Source organism: Streptomyces angustmyceticus, from assembly GCF_019933235.1.
Taxonomy (GTDB): domain Bacteria; phylum Actinomycetota; class Actinomycetes; order Streptomycetales; family Streptomycetaceae; genus Streptomyces; species Streptomyces angustmyceticus.
Window position 1 is genome coordinate 5,190,759 of record NZ_CP082945.1, and the last position, 12,763, is coordinate 5,203,521.

General features: G+C 71.6%; 12 protein-coding genes and 1 tRNA gene. 5 read left to right on the plus strand and 8 right to left on the minus strand.

The features are described from left to right. The first annotated feature begins 239 nt into the window (after positions 1 to 239). Both K7396_RS23295 and K7396_RS23300 read left to right on the plus strand, forming a co-directional pair. A complete protein-coding gene (locus K7396_RS23295) occupies positions 240 to 833 on the plus strand; it encodes a lytic polysaccharide monooxygenase auxiliary activity family 9 protein (protein ID WP_086720921.1) in 594 nt (197 codons plus the stop codon). Between the two features lie 185 nt (positions 834 to 1,018). Beyond that, positions 1,019 to 2,803 (plus strand): AMP-binding protein, encoded by a 1,785-nt coding sequence (locus tag K7396_RS23300; protein ID WP_152104453.1) that lies wholly within the window; start codon positions 1,019 to 1,021, stop codon positions 2,801 to 2,803. Between the two features lie 128 nt (positions 2,804 to 2,931). Here K7396_RS23300 and K7396_RS23305 read toward each other — a convergent pair. The 6 genes from K7396_RS23305 to ehuB form a co-directional block, all read right to left on the minus strand. Next, positions 2,932 to 3,005 (minus strand) — tRNA-Lys (locus K7396_RS23305). 177 nt (positions 3,006 to 3,182) lie between these two features. Continuing rightward, the gene (locus tag K7396_RS23310) at positions 3,183 to 3,941 is read right to left on the minus strand and encodes an IclR family transcriptional regulator (protein ID WP_086721293.1); all 759 of its coding nucleotides are present in this window, start codon (positions 3,939 to 3,941) and stop codon (positions 3,183 to 3,185) included. A 393-nt stretch (positions 3,942 to 4,334) separates the two neighbouring features. Continuing rightward, a complete protein-coding gene (ehuA, locus tag K7396_RS23315) occupies positions 4,335 to 5,171 on the minus strand; it encodes an ectoine/hydroxyectoine ABC transporter ATP-binding protein EhuA (RefSeq protein ID WP_373866896.1) in 837 nt (278 codons plus the stop codon). Then, on the minus strand, positions 5,161 to 5,778 hold the full coding sequence (gene ehuD, locus K7396_RS23320) for an ectoine/hydroxyectoine ABC transporter permease subunit EhuD (RefSeq protein WP_233476786.1): 618 nt from the start codon (positions 5,776 to 5,778) through the stop codon (positions 5,161 to 5,163). Before ehuD ends, ehuA begins: the two co-directional genes overlap by 11 nt. A gap of 32 nt (positions 5,779 to 5,810) precedes the next feature. After that, positions 5,811 to 6,542 carry an ectoine/hydroxyectoine ABC transporter permease subunit EhuC gene (gene ehuC, locus K7396_RS23325; RefSeq protein ID WP_086721291.1) on the minus strand — a complete coding sequence of 244 codons (732 nt, stop codon included), beginning with the start codon at positions 6,540 to 6,542 and terminating at the stop codon, positions 5,811 to 5,813. Then, positions 6,539 to 7,450, minus strand: a complete 912-nt coding sequence (ehuB, locus tag K7396_RS23330) for an ectoine/hydroxyectoine ABC transporter substrate-binding protein EhuB (protein ID WP_174886874.1) — start codon at positions 7,448 to 7,450, stop codon at positions 6,539 to 6,541. Before ehuB ends, ehuC begins: the two co-directional genes overlap by 4 nt. Positions 7,451 to 7,588: 138 nt before the next feature. Here ehuB and K7396_RS23335 point away from each other — a divergent pair, with 138 nt between their 5' ends. Then, on the plus strand, positions 7,589 to 8,089 hold the full coding sequence (locus tag K7396_RS23335; RefSeq protein ID WP_152104450.1) for a DUF3830 family protein: 501 nt from the start codon (positions 7,589 to 7,591) through the stop codon (positions 8,087 to 8,089). 73 nt (positions 8,090 to 8,162) lie between these two features. Here the strand turns inward: K7396_RS23335 and K7396_RS23340 are convergent, their stop codons facing one another. Both K7396_RS23340 and K7396_RS23345 read right to left on the minus strand, forming a co-directional pair. After that, on the minus strand, positions 8,163 to 9,584 hold the full coding sequence (locus K7396_RS23340) for an amidase (protein ID WP_086721862.1): 1,422 nt from the start codon (positions 9,582 to 9,584) through the stop codon (positions 8,163 to 8,165). Between the two features lie 83 nt (positions 9,585 to 9,667). After that, positions 9,668 to 10,633 carry a D-2-hydroxyacid dehydrogenase gene (locus tag K7396_RS23345; RefSeq protein WP_086721863.1) on the minus strand — a complete coding sequence of 322 codons (966 nt, stop codon included), beginning with the start codon at positions 10,631 to 10,633 and terminating at the stop codon, positions 9,668 to 9,670. Positions 10,634 to 10,840: 207 nt separating this feature from the next. On the opposite strand from K7396_RS23345, the gene K7396_RS23350 reads away from it, so the two are divergent. Beyond that, the gene (locus K7396_RS23350; RefSeq protein WP_152104449.1) at positions 10,841 to 11,752 is read left to right on the plus strand and encodes a maleate cis-trans isomerase family protein; all 912 of its coding nucleotides are present in this window, start codon (positions 10,841 to 10,843) and stop codon (positions 11,750 to 11,752) included. Positions 11,753 to 11,897: 145 nt separating this feature from the next. Next, entirely contained in the window at positions 11,898 to 12,623 is a 726-nt protein-coding gene (locus K7396_RS23355; protein WP_086719267.1) for a maleate cis-trans isomerase family protein, read from the plus strand. The last annotated feature ends 140 nt before the right edge of the window (positions 12,624 to 12,763 follow it).

Genomic DNA, 12,763 nt, shown 5'->3' on the forward strand with positions numbered 1-12,763 from the left:
CCGGGGCAAGCCCGGCCTGCGACGTCCGGGGGCGTCAATCCAGCCATCCCCCGGCCTGTCGCCGCCTCCCAGGCCCCTCCCTACCCCCTCCCCACGCCGGTCACCAACCCCGAGCATTGGTATGGACATGTCCAATACCGCACCCTTACGCTGGGGCTTGGTCTAGACCGCAGGTTCGGCATCGCAGTGCACTGCATTTCTCCGGCACGGAACTCCCCCACGTTCTTCAGGAGCGAAGCATGCGCAAAAAAGTCAGTGCTGCCGTGATCGGTCTGGGCGTCGTCGGCGTCTCCCTGCTCTCGACGGGCAGCGCTTCCAGCCACGGCTACAGCGACGCACCCCCCAGCCGCCAGGCCCTCTGCGCCAAGGGCACCGTCAAGAACTGCGGCGCGATCCAGTACGAACCGCAGAGCGTCGAGGGCCCCAAGGGCTTCCCGGCCGCCGGCCCGGCGGACGGCAGGATCTGTTCCGGCGGGCAGCGGAACTTCGCCCAACTGGACGACCCGCGCGGCGGGAAGTGGCCCGGCACCAAGCTCTCCCCGGGGCAGGGCTACACCTTCACCTGGCGGCTGACGGCACGCCACGCGACCACGGACTTCGAGTACTTCATCACCAAGGACGGCTACGACCCGAGCAAGCCGCTCACCCGCGCCGACCTGGAACCCCAGCCGTTCATGACGGTCCCGATGGGCGGCACCCGGCCGGGCGAGACCGTTCAGCACCAGGGCACCGTCCCCACCCGGAAATCCGGCCGCCACCTCATCCTCGGCGTCTGGAACATCGCCGACACGGGCAACGCCTTCTACGCCTGCTCGGACGTCGACCTCTCCTGACGTCCCCCGGGGCGCCGCTCACGCCACACGCGCCCCCACCTCACCACCACCACTCACCACCACTCACCACCCCACGGGCCTCCCCGCTCCCCTCCGGGGAGGCCCCCTTTCCCGAGAAGCCCCCATCCCCGACGCCCCCGCCATCCCCTCCCCATCTGACGCAACGTCAGCTACCCTGCGGCGCCATGGCACCCAACGGCACCAGCGCGCGGGGCAGTTCCGGCGCTTCCACCGTCGCGGAACTCGTCCGGGCGCAGTGGGGCGATCACCGGGTGGGGGCGATGTACGGGGATCTCGTGCTCACCCACCACGAGCTGGCGGGCGGCGCCGCCGCGCGGGCCGCGCTGCTGGGGGAGCTGCTGCCGCGGGACGCGCCGCCGCACCTCGGGGTGCTGCTCGGCAACGTGCCGGAGTACCCGCTGTGGCTGAGCGCGGCGGCGCTCGCCGGGGCCGCGGTCGCCGGGATCAACCCCACCCGCCGCGGGCCGGAGCTCGCCCGCGACATCCGCCACACCGACTGCGCGCTGCTGGTCACCGAACGCGCCCAGCTCCCGCTGCTGGCCGGCCTCGGCCTCCCGCTCCCGCCCGAGCGGATCCTCGTCGTGGACGACCCGGCCCACCGGGAACTGCTCGCACCGTACGAGGGTGCGACGCCCGACGAGATCACGGCCGGCGGCCGCGGCGGCGCCGGCGCCCCGACACCGGCCTCCCGGATGCTGCTCTACTTCACCTCCGGCTCCACCGGCGCTCCCAAGGCCGCCGTCTGCACCCAGGGCCGGCTGGCCGCCGCCGGGCACTCGCTGGCCGGGTACCTCGGGGTGCGCCGGGACGACGTCCACTACCTCTGCATGCCGATGTTCCACGGCAACGCCGTCATCGCCGGCTGGGCCCCGGCGCTCGCCGGCGGCGCCGCCGTGGCGCTGCGCCGCCGCTTCTCGGCCTCCGCCTTCCTCCCCGACGTGCGCCGCTACGGGGCCACCTGCTTCACCTACGTCGGCCGGGCCGTGCAGTACCTGCTCGCCACCCCGCCCGCCCCCGGCGACCGGGACCACTCGCTGCGGTGCGGGTTCGGCACCGAGGCGGGCACCGTGGACGCCGCCCGCTTCGCCGAACGGTTCGGCGTCCGCCTGATCGAGGGGTACGGCTCCTCCGAGGGCGGCGCCGCGATCCAGCGCACACCGGACACCCCGCCCGGCGCCATCGGCCGGGACGCCCCCGGCGGCGATCTCGCCGTCGTCGACCCGGAGACCGGCGACGAGCTGCCGCGCGGCCGGCTCGACCCGGCCGGCCGGCTGCTGAACGGGGAGCGGGCGATAGGGGAGCTGGTCAACCGCGGCCGCAGCTCCTTCGAGGGCTACTGGCGCAACCCCGAGGCGACCGCCGCCCGCACCCGAGGCCGGGGCGAGGGCCGGGCCGGCGCGGGCTGGTACTGGACCGGTGACCTCTTCTTCCGGGACACCGAGGGCTTCTTCCACTTCGTGGGACGCACGGACGACCGGCTGCGGGTCGACAGCGAGAACCTCGCCGCCGCGATGATCGAGAACATCCTCGCCCGGTACGCCCCGGCCGCCGGCGTGGCGGTGTACGCGGTGCCCGACCCCGTCGCCGGGGACCAGGTCATGGCGGCCCTGGCGCTGCGGGACAGTGCCGCGTTCGATCCGGACGGCTTCGTGGCCTTCCTCGCCGCCCAGCCCGACCTCGGGACGAAGATGGCGCCCCGGTTCGTACGGACCATGGCCGCGCTGCCGGTGACCGCCACCCACAAGGTGCACCGGGTCGCGCTGCGACGGGCCGGGTTCCAGTGCCCGGACCCGGTCTGGTGGTCCCCGGTGGCCGCCGCGGACCCCGCCGCACCGGCCCGCTCCGCGGACCCCGCCGGCCGCGCCTACCGCCCGTTCACCACCGCGGACCGCACCGCCCTGCTGGCGCTGTACCGCGCCCACGACCGGACCGCTCTCCTGGGACGGTGATCCCGGCCCGGCGCGATGATCACCGAGCCCGGCGATCCCGCGGCGGCCGCCCGCCGGCCACGGCGGCACACCAGGCCGCAACAACGAAGTGGGCGTTCCCGGAGAACCGGAAACGCCCACTCGATACGTGCGCCGCCAGGGACTCGAACCCCGGACCCGCTGATTAAGAGTCAGCTGCTCTAACCAACTGAGCTAGCGGCGCGCGCTGACGAAAGAAATACTACCCGGTCGAGAGGGGTGCTCATGACCACGGCGGCGGCAGAGGGCGACGTGCGGCGCAGCACGGTCCCGGCCGCCCCCGCCCGGCCTGCCGGACGGACGGTTCCGGCCACATGGTCCGGACGCGAGGTCCGGGCCCGTGGGCGGCAGGGCGCCCCGCTCAGATCGCCAGCGACAGCAGTACCGGCGCGGCCTGGCGGTTGAGGGTGTCGGCGGCCTGGCGCAGGCGGTGGGCGTGCTCCAGCGGCATGGAGAGGGCGAGGCAGCCGACCGTCGATCCGGCGGTGATCGGTACGGCCGCGCAGACCGTGCCGACGGCGTACTCCTGCAGGTCGAGGACGGGGACCGTGGGCGGCTGGCTGTCGAGCTTGTGGAACAGGACCTTCTCGTTGGTGATCGTCCGGGAGGTGAGCCGGGCGGTCTTGTGGCGGGAGAGGTGGTCCTTGCGGCCGTCGTGGTCGAGCTGCGCCAGCAGGCACTTGCCGACCGCGCTGGCGTGTGCCGTCCGGTGGAATTCGGCCCACTCGTTGACCTTGGGGGCCAGCGGTCCGTCGGCGTAGTGGAGGATCTTCACCTCGCCGTCGATGTACCGGCTGATGTAGACCGCCGCGCCGACCGAGTCGCGCAGGTGGTCGAGGGTGAGCTGGAGCTTGTCGCGCAGGGCCTGGTCGCGGTCGCCGCCGGTGCCCAGCAGCAGGAGCGAGGCGCCGACGACGTACGCGCCGTCGGTGACCTGCTCGACATAGCCCTCGCGGCGGAGCATCGACAGCATGTGGGCGAGCTGGCCCGGGGGCAGGCCCGTTTCGCGGGCGATCTGCGCGTCGGTCACGCCGTCGGCGTGCCTGGAGATCGTTTCGAGCACGCGAAGGGCGTACTGCACCGAATGGAACGGCGCGGTCGGCTCGGGCTTCAGCGCCACGGTGTCCCCCTAGCAGGTTGTTACCGCTTGCGGCATGACGGTCGTCGGCGGTCGCGGCCGGCGCTTGCGCGGTCGGTCCCGACAACGGCGTGGGACTCACGATAGCGGTCAACCGCCCTTGGGGGAGGGGGTCTTGACTGAAAAGAGCCGTGCTTGGCGTTTCTGTACTGGGGCTTGCGTCTTTGGCATATGCCAAGGTCATGGGGCCCGGATGGCCGGGCGCTGTGCGCCCCACGGCGCCGAGGCATCCGGTGCGGCGGGGGAGAGGGGTCGCGGAGGGAGCGGAACCGGCCATATCCGTGGCCGGTTCCGCGAAAGGGGCGCGGGTGGTGCACCCTCTCGGGAGCGCACCACCCGAACCCCGTGCCCAACGGCCGCCGTTCACCGCACGGCTCACAGCACCGCGCTCAGGAACTCCCTGGTGCGCTCGTGCTCCGGCTCCGAGAAGATCTTTTCCGGGGCGCCGGATTCGATGACCCGGCCCGCGTCGAACATCAGGACGTCGTCGGAGATGTCCCGGGCGAAGTTCATCTCGTGGGTGACGCACAGCATGGTGATGTCCGTGGTGTGCGCGATGTCCCGCAGGACGTCGAGCACCCCGGCCACCAGCTCCGGGTCCAGCGCCGAGGTCACCTCGTCCAGCAGCAGCACCTGCGGGCGCATCGCCAGGGCGCGGGCGATGGCGACCCGCTGCTGCTGGCCGCCGGAGAGCTGGGTCGGGTACTTGTCGAGGTGCGCGGTCAGGCCCACCAGTTCGAGGAGTTCGCGGGCCCGCTCCTCGGCGGCGTCCTTTTCCATCCCCAGGACGTGCACCGGCGCCTCGGTGATGTTCCGCAGCACCTTCATGTTGGGGAAGAGGTTGAACTGCTGGAACACCATCCCGATGTTCTTGCGGACCTCGCGGATGTGCTTCTCCCCGGCGGGGACGAGCTTGCCGCCCTTCTCCTCGTGCGTCAGGTACGTGCCGCCGACCTTGATCGTGCCCTCGTCCGGCTTCAGCAGCGTCATCAGCAGCCGCAGGATCGTGGTCTTGCCGGAGCCGGAGGGGCCGATGAGGGTGACGTGCTTGCCGGAGGAGACGGTGAAGTCCAGGGAGTCCAGGACGGTGTGGGTCCCGAACCGCTTGGTGACGTGGTCGAAGCGGATCAGCTCGGTGCCTTCCGCGGACTTCGTCCGGGAGGTGTCCGCCGGGCCGGCCGTTTCTTCCGAGGGGGTGTGGTCAGCGGACAAGGCGACGCTCCAGGGCTCGCAGGAGGAGGGAGGTGGGGTAGGAGATGACCACGAAGAGGATGCCGACGACGGTGATCGGCTCCAGGTAGTCGAAGGTGGTGGCGCTGATGCTGTTCGCCTGGAAGAGCATGTCGGCGACGGTGATGCCGGCCAGCAGCGGTGTGTCCTTGAACATCGCGATCACGTAGTTGCCCAGCGCGGGCACCACCCGGCGGAAGGCCTGCGGCAGGATCACCGCGGTCCAGGTCCGCCGGCGCGGCAGGCTCAGCGCCGTGGCGGCCTCCCACTGGCCTTCCGGCACCCCGTCGATGCCGGCGCGGTAGACCTCGGAGGTGTACGTCGAGTAGTGCAGGCCCAGGCCGATGACGCCGGTGGTCAGCGGCGCGAAGGCCAGACCCCAGGTCGGCAGGACGAAGAACAGGAAGAACAGCTGCACCAGCAGAGGGGTGTTGCGGATGAACTCGACGAAGACGCTCACCGGCCAGGTCACCCAGCGGCTGCGCGAGCGCAGCGCCAGGGCCCACACCAGACCGAGCGCGAAGGACACCAGCGAGCCGTAGACGGTCGCCTGGACGGTGATCCAGAGGCCCTTGAGGATGTCGGGCATGATCTCGCCGACGTAGCTCCATGACCAGTTGTTCACGGCTTTCCTCCGGTGGCCAGCGCCTCGGGGCCCTGCTTCTCGACGGGCAGTTTGCGGGAGAACCAGCCCTCGCCCTTGGGCACCGCCCGGCCGACCGAGGCCTTGGCGCGGCGCTCCAGCACCCGCATGATCCGGGTCAGCACGAACGCCACCGCGAAGTACAGGACGAGGATGATGCCGTAGATCTGGGCGCTCTGGCCCGTCGACAGCCGGGCGAGCTTGGCCTGGAAGGTGAGCTCGCCGATGGACAGCAGCGACGCCAGCGCGGTGCCCTTGAGCAGCTCGATCAGCAGGTTGTTGAAGGGCGGCATCATCTCGGGGACGGCCTGCGGCAGTATCACCTTCCGCAGCCGCTGCCAGGGCGTGAAGCTCAGCGCGATGGCCGCCTCGCGCTGGGCGGGTGCCACCGACTGGACGGCGCCGCGGACGATCTCCGAGCCGTACGCGCCGTACGACAGGCCCAGCGCCAGGGTGCCCGCCCAGATGCCGACCAGCTGCCAGCCCAGCAGCGGCAGGGCGAAGAACAGCCAGAACATCAGCACCAGCGCCGAGGTGCCGCGGAAGAACTCCACGTAGACGCCGGACAGGAAACGGACGATCCAGAACCGCGAGGTGCGCGCCAGGCCGATGCTGAAGGCGACGACGGCGGCCAGGGCGGCGCTGTAGACCATCAACTGGACGGTGATCCAGAGACCTTCGAAGAAGAGTTCCCACAGGGCGCCGGTCACTTCTTACAGAGCTCCTTCGCCGTGAGGTCGGTCTGGAACTCCTTGGTGAAGCCGTACGGCCGGGCGATGCGCAGGAGTTCGCCGCTCTTCTTCATCTTCTGCAGCTCGCGGTTGAAGGCGTCGCGCAGCTTGGTCTCGCCGATCCGGAAGCCGTAGCCGCCGCCGTCGCGCTGGGGCTTGCCGTCGACCTCCGGCGTGAACGGCGCGGTCATCTCGACCTTGGGGTGGGCGCCGGTCTTCAGTGCCTCGATCATGGTCAGCGCGGTGCCGGCGAAGACGTCGATCCGGCCGGCCTCCAGGGCCTCCATACCGGCGATCTGGTCGCCGTAAGTCTGGATCGAATCCTTCTTGACGCCGTTGCCGACCGCGTAGTCGATCTCCGCGTAGCCGATACCGGAACCCATCCGGTAATGCCCCTTGGCGATATCCGCATAGGAGTGGATATTTTTCGGGTTGCCCTTGAGGACGAGGAAGGCGTCCTTGCTCTCGTAATCCGGGTCGGAGAAGAGGACGGCCGCGCAACGGGCCTTGTTGATGAACATTCCGGCGACGATCACGTCGTACTGGAAGGAATGCAGACCCGGCACCAATGCGCCGAATTCGACCGGTACCGGCTCGAAGTTCTTGATGCCCAGCCGGCGGAAGATGGTCTTGGCGACCGCGGGGGCCTCACCCGTGAGTTCGCCTTTGCTGTTGATGGAGGCATAGGGCGGTTCGCTGGCGATGCCCATCCGGACGGTGCCCTTTTTCCGCAGGTCCTCCAGTTGGTGTCCACCCCCGGTCGCCCCGGAGACGTCGACCCGGGAGCAGCCCGTGCCCGCCCCCATCGCACCCGCCGCGCCGAGCGCCGCCACCCCCGCGAGCAGCGTTCGCCGCCGGATACCAACGGCCGATCTTCTCTTGATCATTTGTGTGTTCTCCTGTGGTGGAGCCATGGGCGCGCGGCTACCCCGAACGCCAGGCATATATGCCGATCGTTTCCGGCCCTTGATGTAACCGCCTCAGACTTGTTCCGTACGCCGGTATTGCCCACCTACGATCGGCACATGACCGATCGCTTCATCGAAGTCTCCCTGGACAAGCGCGGCGTGAGCTGCACGGCCAAGTTGCTCGACGACCGCGCGCCGATCACCTGCAATGCCGTGTGGGACGCGCTCCCGCTCGGCGGCGACGTCTTTCACGCCAAATACGCCCGCAACGAGATCTACGCCCTGCTCGCGCCGTTCGCTCCCGAGGAACCGCCGCTGGAGAATCCGACGATCACTCCGATCCCCGGCGATCTGTGCTACTTCACCTTCACCGACACCCAACTGGGGACGAAGTCCTACGGTTACGAGGCGCAGGCCCAGCACCAGGGCCGCACCACCGTCGTCGACCTCGCGCTGTTCTACGAGCGCAACAACCTGCTGATCAACGGCGACGCGGGCTGGGTGCCGGGCATCGTGTGGGGCAGCGTCGTCGACGGCCTGGACCGGATGGCCGACGCCTGCCAGGACCTGTGGCGGGCCGGAGCCCTGGGGGAGACCCTCAGCTTCCGGCGGGCCTAGAGGCCCGGCCGAAAGCAGGGGCACCGTCCACGCCCCGCCGCCCGTCCCACGGACGGGCGGCGGAACGGCGCGGTCATCCCCCGAGGGCGGCGGGCGCGGGGATCTCCGCGGTGCCCGCTTCGTAGAGGGCGTGCGCGGCGCGCAGCACCAGGGCGTCCGCGTGCCGGGCGCCGACCAGCTGGACGCCGATCGGCATCCCGTCGCCGTCCACCCCGCACGGCACCGTCGCGGCCGGCTGCTGGGTGAGGTTGAACGGATAGGTGAACGGTGTCCAGCCCGTCCAGCGGGTGTGGCCGGACCCGGCCGGCACCTCGGCGCCCGCCTCGAAGGCGGTGATCGGCAGGGTCGGGGTCACCAGCAGGTCGTACGCGCTGTGGAAGCGGCCCATGGCCTGACCGAGCGCCATGCGGACGTCGACCGCGGCCAGATAGTCCAGCGCGCTGTACCGGGCGCCCCGCTCGCAGATCTCCGCCAGCCCCGGGTCGAGCAGCGCCCGCTCCGCGTCGTCGAGGTGCTGCACCACCCGGGCCGCGCCGCTGAACCACAGCGTGTGGAAGGCGTCCACCGGGTCCGTGATGCCCGGGTCGATCTCCTCGACGGACGCGCCGAGCCCGGCGAGCGTGCCGACGGCCCCGCGCACCGCCGCCGCCACCTCCGGCGCCACCGGCACGTCCCAGCCGAGCGACGGGCTGTAGGCCACCCGCAGCCCGGAGACCGGACCGGCCAGCGCCTCCCGGAACGAGCCGCCGACCGGACCGAGCTGCGACCAGTCGCGCCAGTCCGCGCCGCAGATCACCTCCATCATCAGCGCCGCGTCCGCCGCGTCCCGGGTCATCGGCCCGACGTGCGCCAGCGTCCCGAACGGGCTCGCCGGATACAGCGGCACCCGCCCGTAGGTCGCCTTGAGGGCGAAGATCCCGCAGAACGACGCGGGGATGCGGACCGACCCGCCGCCGTCCGTGCCCAGGCTCAGCGGCCCGGCGCCCAGCGCCACCGCCGCCCCGCTGCCGCCGCTGGAGCCGCCCGCGGTGCGCCCCGGGTCGTACGGATTGCCCGTCACCCCGTGCCGCGGACTGTCGGTGACGCCCTTCCAGCCGAACTCCGGGGTGGTCGTCTTGCCGACGACGACCGCCCCGGACTCCCGCAGCCGGGCGACCGACGGGGCGTCCTCCTCCCACGGCCCCTCGGCCCGCACCGTCCGCGAACCGCGCAGCGTCGGCGCGCCCCGGGTGAGGATCAGGTCCTTGACGGTGACCGGCACCCCGTCCACCGGCCCGGCAGGCGCACCGGCCCGCCAGCGCTCCTCCGATTCCTTCGCGGCCGACAGCGCCTCGTCCGCGTCGATCCGGGTGAAGCAGTTCGTCGCGGCCTGCGCGGCCTCGGCGCGCTCCAGCACCGCCCGGGCCGCCTCGACGGGGGAGAACTCGCCGGCCGCGTACCCGGCCGCGAGCCGGGTGGCGGTGAGGTCGGCGAGGTGGGTCGGTTCGGTGGTCATGCGTCCTCCGAGCATCGGCCGTCCCGCGCGGGACGGCGGTGGGGGGAGCACGGCTGCCGCGCCGGGGCCGGCAGCCGGCCCCGTCACTGCACCGGCACGTACCCGAGCCGTTTGTCGACGAGGTTGTCCAGCGGCTCGCCCGCCGACCACCGCTCGAAGTTGTCCTGGAACTGCTCGGCGAGGGCGTCGCGCCAGCCCAGGGTGTCGCCGCTCATGTGGGGCGAGACGATCAGGTGCGGGACGTCCCACAGCGGGCTGTCCGTGGCGAGCGGCTCCTGCTCGAAGACGTCCAGCGCCGCCGCCGCGATCCGCCGCTCGCGCAGCGCCGCGATCAGCGCGTCCTCGACGACCAGCGGCCCGCGGCCGACGTTGATGAACCGGCCCCCCGGGGACATCCGGGAGAACGCCGCCTTGCCGAACAGGCCGCGGGTGGCCTCGGTCAGGGGCGCCGCGCAGATCACCCAATCCGCGTGGGGCAGCAGACCGTTCAGCGCGTCGCTCGCGTGCACGCGGCCGAACCGCGGGTCGTCCGGGCGCTCCCGGCGGCCGACCAGATCGACCTTGACACCCAGTGCCAGGAGGGTGGTGCCGATGGCCCGGCCGATCGGTCCGGAGCCCACCACCACGGCCCGGCTGCCGGCCAGCCGCAGGGTCTCGCGGTGCTGCCAGCGCCGCTGCCGCTGCAGCTCCCAACTTCCGTAGAAGTCCTTGGCCATGGCGATCACCAGCCCGGCCACGTACTCCGCGATCGGCTGCTCGAAGACGCCCCGGGCGTTGGTCACCAGGGTGTCGTCGGCGACCAGCGCAGGGCACAGCAGCTGATCGACGCCCGCGCTCGCGGTGTGCACCCAGCGGGGCCTGGGGCCCGTCTCCGGCCAGGCTCTGCGGATCGCGTCGGAGGTGAAGTCCCAGGCCAACAGCACGTCGGCGGTGGGGAGTCGGTCGGCGAGCGAGTCCTCGTCGGTGAAGATCACCCGGGCCCGTCCGGCGAGCCGGTCGAGCTTCGGCGGCGGGTCGGAACCGAGGACGAGGACGGTGCTTTCGGACATAGCCAGAAACCGTTCTGAAACGTGAGCCCCCTTCAATGGAAAGGGGCGCCGACAGATGCCTGAGATGCGAGGATTGACCACGCTAAGAAGTCGTATCTACCGTGTCAACAACGGCTCTGTCCCGACGTCCCGGCTTGATCCGGCTGCACCTCATCCCCGGCCACTGGCCTGGCCATTCCAGCCCTTCGTTTTGTTCTAGGGGCCTTCATGGACGTCTCTTTTCTGGGTGGCCCACAGCCGCAGCTCGGCGTGGGTGTCGTCGCTCCCTTCGACTTCGCTCTCGACAGAGAGCTGTGGCGCTGGGTCCCCGACGACGTGTCCCTCCATCTCACCCGCACCCCTTTCGTGCCCGTCGAGGTCAGCCTCGATCTGGCCCGTCTGGTCAGCGAGCACGAAACGCTGCAGGCTGCCGTACAGGCGCTGTGTGCGGTATCACCGCAGGTCATCTCCTATGCCTGCACCTCCGGCAGCTTTGTCGCCGGGGTGGCGGGCGAGCGGGCCATGTGCGCCGCCATGGCCCAGGCGGGGGAGGTTGTCTCCCTCACGACATCGGGCGCACTGATCGAAGCGCTGCGCGAGATCGGCGCACGGCGCATCGCCGTGGTCACGCCCTACACGAAATCGGTCACCGACTCCTTGGAGGACTACCTCGGTGAAGCGGGCATCACGGTCACCGGCCGGGCCTACCTCGGGCTGACCCGGCACATCTGGAAGGTGCCCTACCGCGACGTCGTCGACATGGCCCGCGCGGCCGTGGTCGGCGCCGCCGACGCCCTCTTCATCAGCTGTACGAACCTGCCGACCTACGACGTCATCCCGCAGCTGGAGGCCGAGCTGCGGATGCCGGTGCTGTCCGCCAACCAGGTCACGATGTGGTCCGCGCTGCGTGCCATCGGCGTCCAGGCGGTGGGCCCGTACCAGGCACTGCTCGATCCGGTGGCGCGCCGCGGCCCGGCCGCGATGACCGGATCGGAGCAGGAGGAACCGGGCGCGGGGCTGTCACGGGCGACCCCCGAGGCCGCCTTCGCCGGCTCCGCGCCACCGGACGGGGAGGCCCTCGACGGCCTGGAACCCCCGCCCTACCCGCCCGAGGACACGGGGGGCCTGCCCCCGGTGTGAGGCCGGCCGGCCTCACACCCGCCCTCGCCCCGGACGCTGCCGGCGTCGTCCCGTTCGCCGGCAGCGCCCCTTCCGCACCACCCGCGAACCCCCACGCACCCACGAACGCCCCGCACCCGCAGCCGTACACGCAAGGGAGAACTGCATGGCATCGGTCGGCTTCCTCTACCCCGGCTACTCCGCGGAGGACGACTACCCGCGGCTCGAATCGCTCCTGGGCGGCTCGGTCAGCCTGCCGCTCGTCCACACCGACATCGGCGAGGACGCCCACCGGGTCGACGCGCTGCTGGAGATGGGCTCCGCCGCGCGGCTGGCGGCCGGCGTCGACGACCTCAAGGAGCGCGGTGCCGAGGCGGTCGTCTGGGCCTGTACGAGCGCCAGCTTCGTGTTCGGCTGGGAGGGCGCCCACGAACAGGTCAGGGAACTGTCCGCCACCGCCGGCCTGCCCGCCTCCAGCACGTCCTTCGCCTTCGCGCACGCCGTGCAGGCCCTCGGCGCCCGGCGGGTGGCGATCGCGGCCACCTACCCCGACGACGTGGCCGAGCGCTTCCACGCGTTCTTGAAGTCCGCCGGTACGGAGGTCGTCTCGACCCGCGCCAGCGGCATCATCACCGCCGCCGAGGTCGGCACCTGGGGCCTGGAGGAGGTGCTGGCTCTCGCCCGGGCCGGTGACCACCCCGACGCCGAGGTGGTGCTGCTGCCCGACACCGCGCTGCACACCGCCGAGCACCTGCCGGCCCTCGAAGCGGAGCTGCGCAAGCCGGTCCTCACCGCCAATCAGGTGACGGCCTGGGAGGGGCTGCGGCTGCTCGACCGCACCCTCTCCTGCCCGGTGCTCGGCACCCTCTTCTCGCGGACGGCGCAGATCTAGGGGTGCCGCCGGAGCGGCCGGGGCCCCGACGGCCCCGGCCGTAGCGCGGCGGGGCTCGCGGACGGCGCACGCCCGGGCCCCGCCGGTACCGCCCTGAACCCCCGGGAATAAGTGGAGAACCTCTCCGGTTGTCCTCCGCG

Coding starts and splice junctions, on each gene's coding strand:
- K7396_RS23350 (WP_152104449.1), top strand. CDS start 10,841: ATGGACGTCTCTTTTCTGGGTGGCCCACAGCCGCAGCTCGGCGTGGGT.
- K7396_RS23335 (WP_152104450.1), top strand. CDS start 7,589: ATGACCGATCGCTTCATCGAAGTCTCCCTGGACAAGCGCGGCGTGAGC.
- K7396_RS23295 (WP_086720921.1), top strand. CDS start 240: ATGCGCAAAAAAGTCAGTGCTGCCGTGATCGGTCTGGGCGTCGTCGGC.
- K7396_RS23300 (WP_152104453.1), top strand. CDS start 1,019: ATGGCACCCAACGGCACCAGCGCGCGGGGCAGTTCCGGCGCTTCCACC.
- K7396_RS23355 (WP_086719267.1), top strand. CDS start 11,898: ATGGCATCGGTCGGCTTCCTCTACCCCGGCTACTCCGCGGAGGACGAC.
- K7396_RS23345 (WP_086721863.1), bottom strand. CDS start 10,633: ATGTCCGAAAGCACCGTCCTCGTCCTCGGTTCCGACCCGCCGCCGAAG.
- ehuD (WP_233476786.1), bottom strand. CDS start 5,778: ATGCCCGACATCCTCAAGGGCCTCTGGATCACCGTCCAGGCGACCGTC.
- K7396_RS23340 (WP_086721862.1), bottom strand. CDS start 9,584: ATGACCACCGAACCGACCCACCTCGCCGACCTCACCGCCACCCGGCTC.
- ehuB (WP_174886874.1), bottom strand. CDS start 7,450: ATGATCAAGAGAAGATCGGCCGTTGGTATCCGGCGGCGAACGCTGCTC.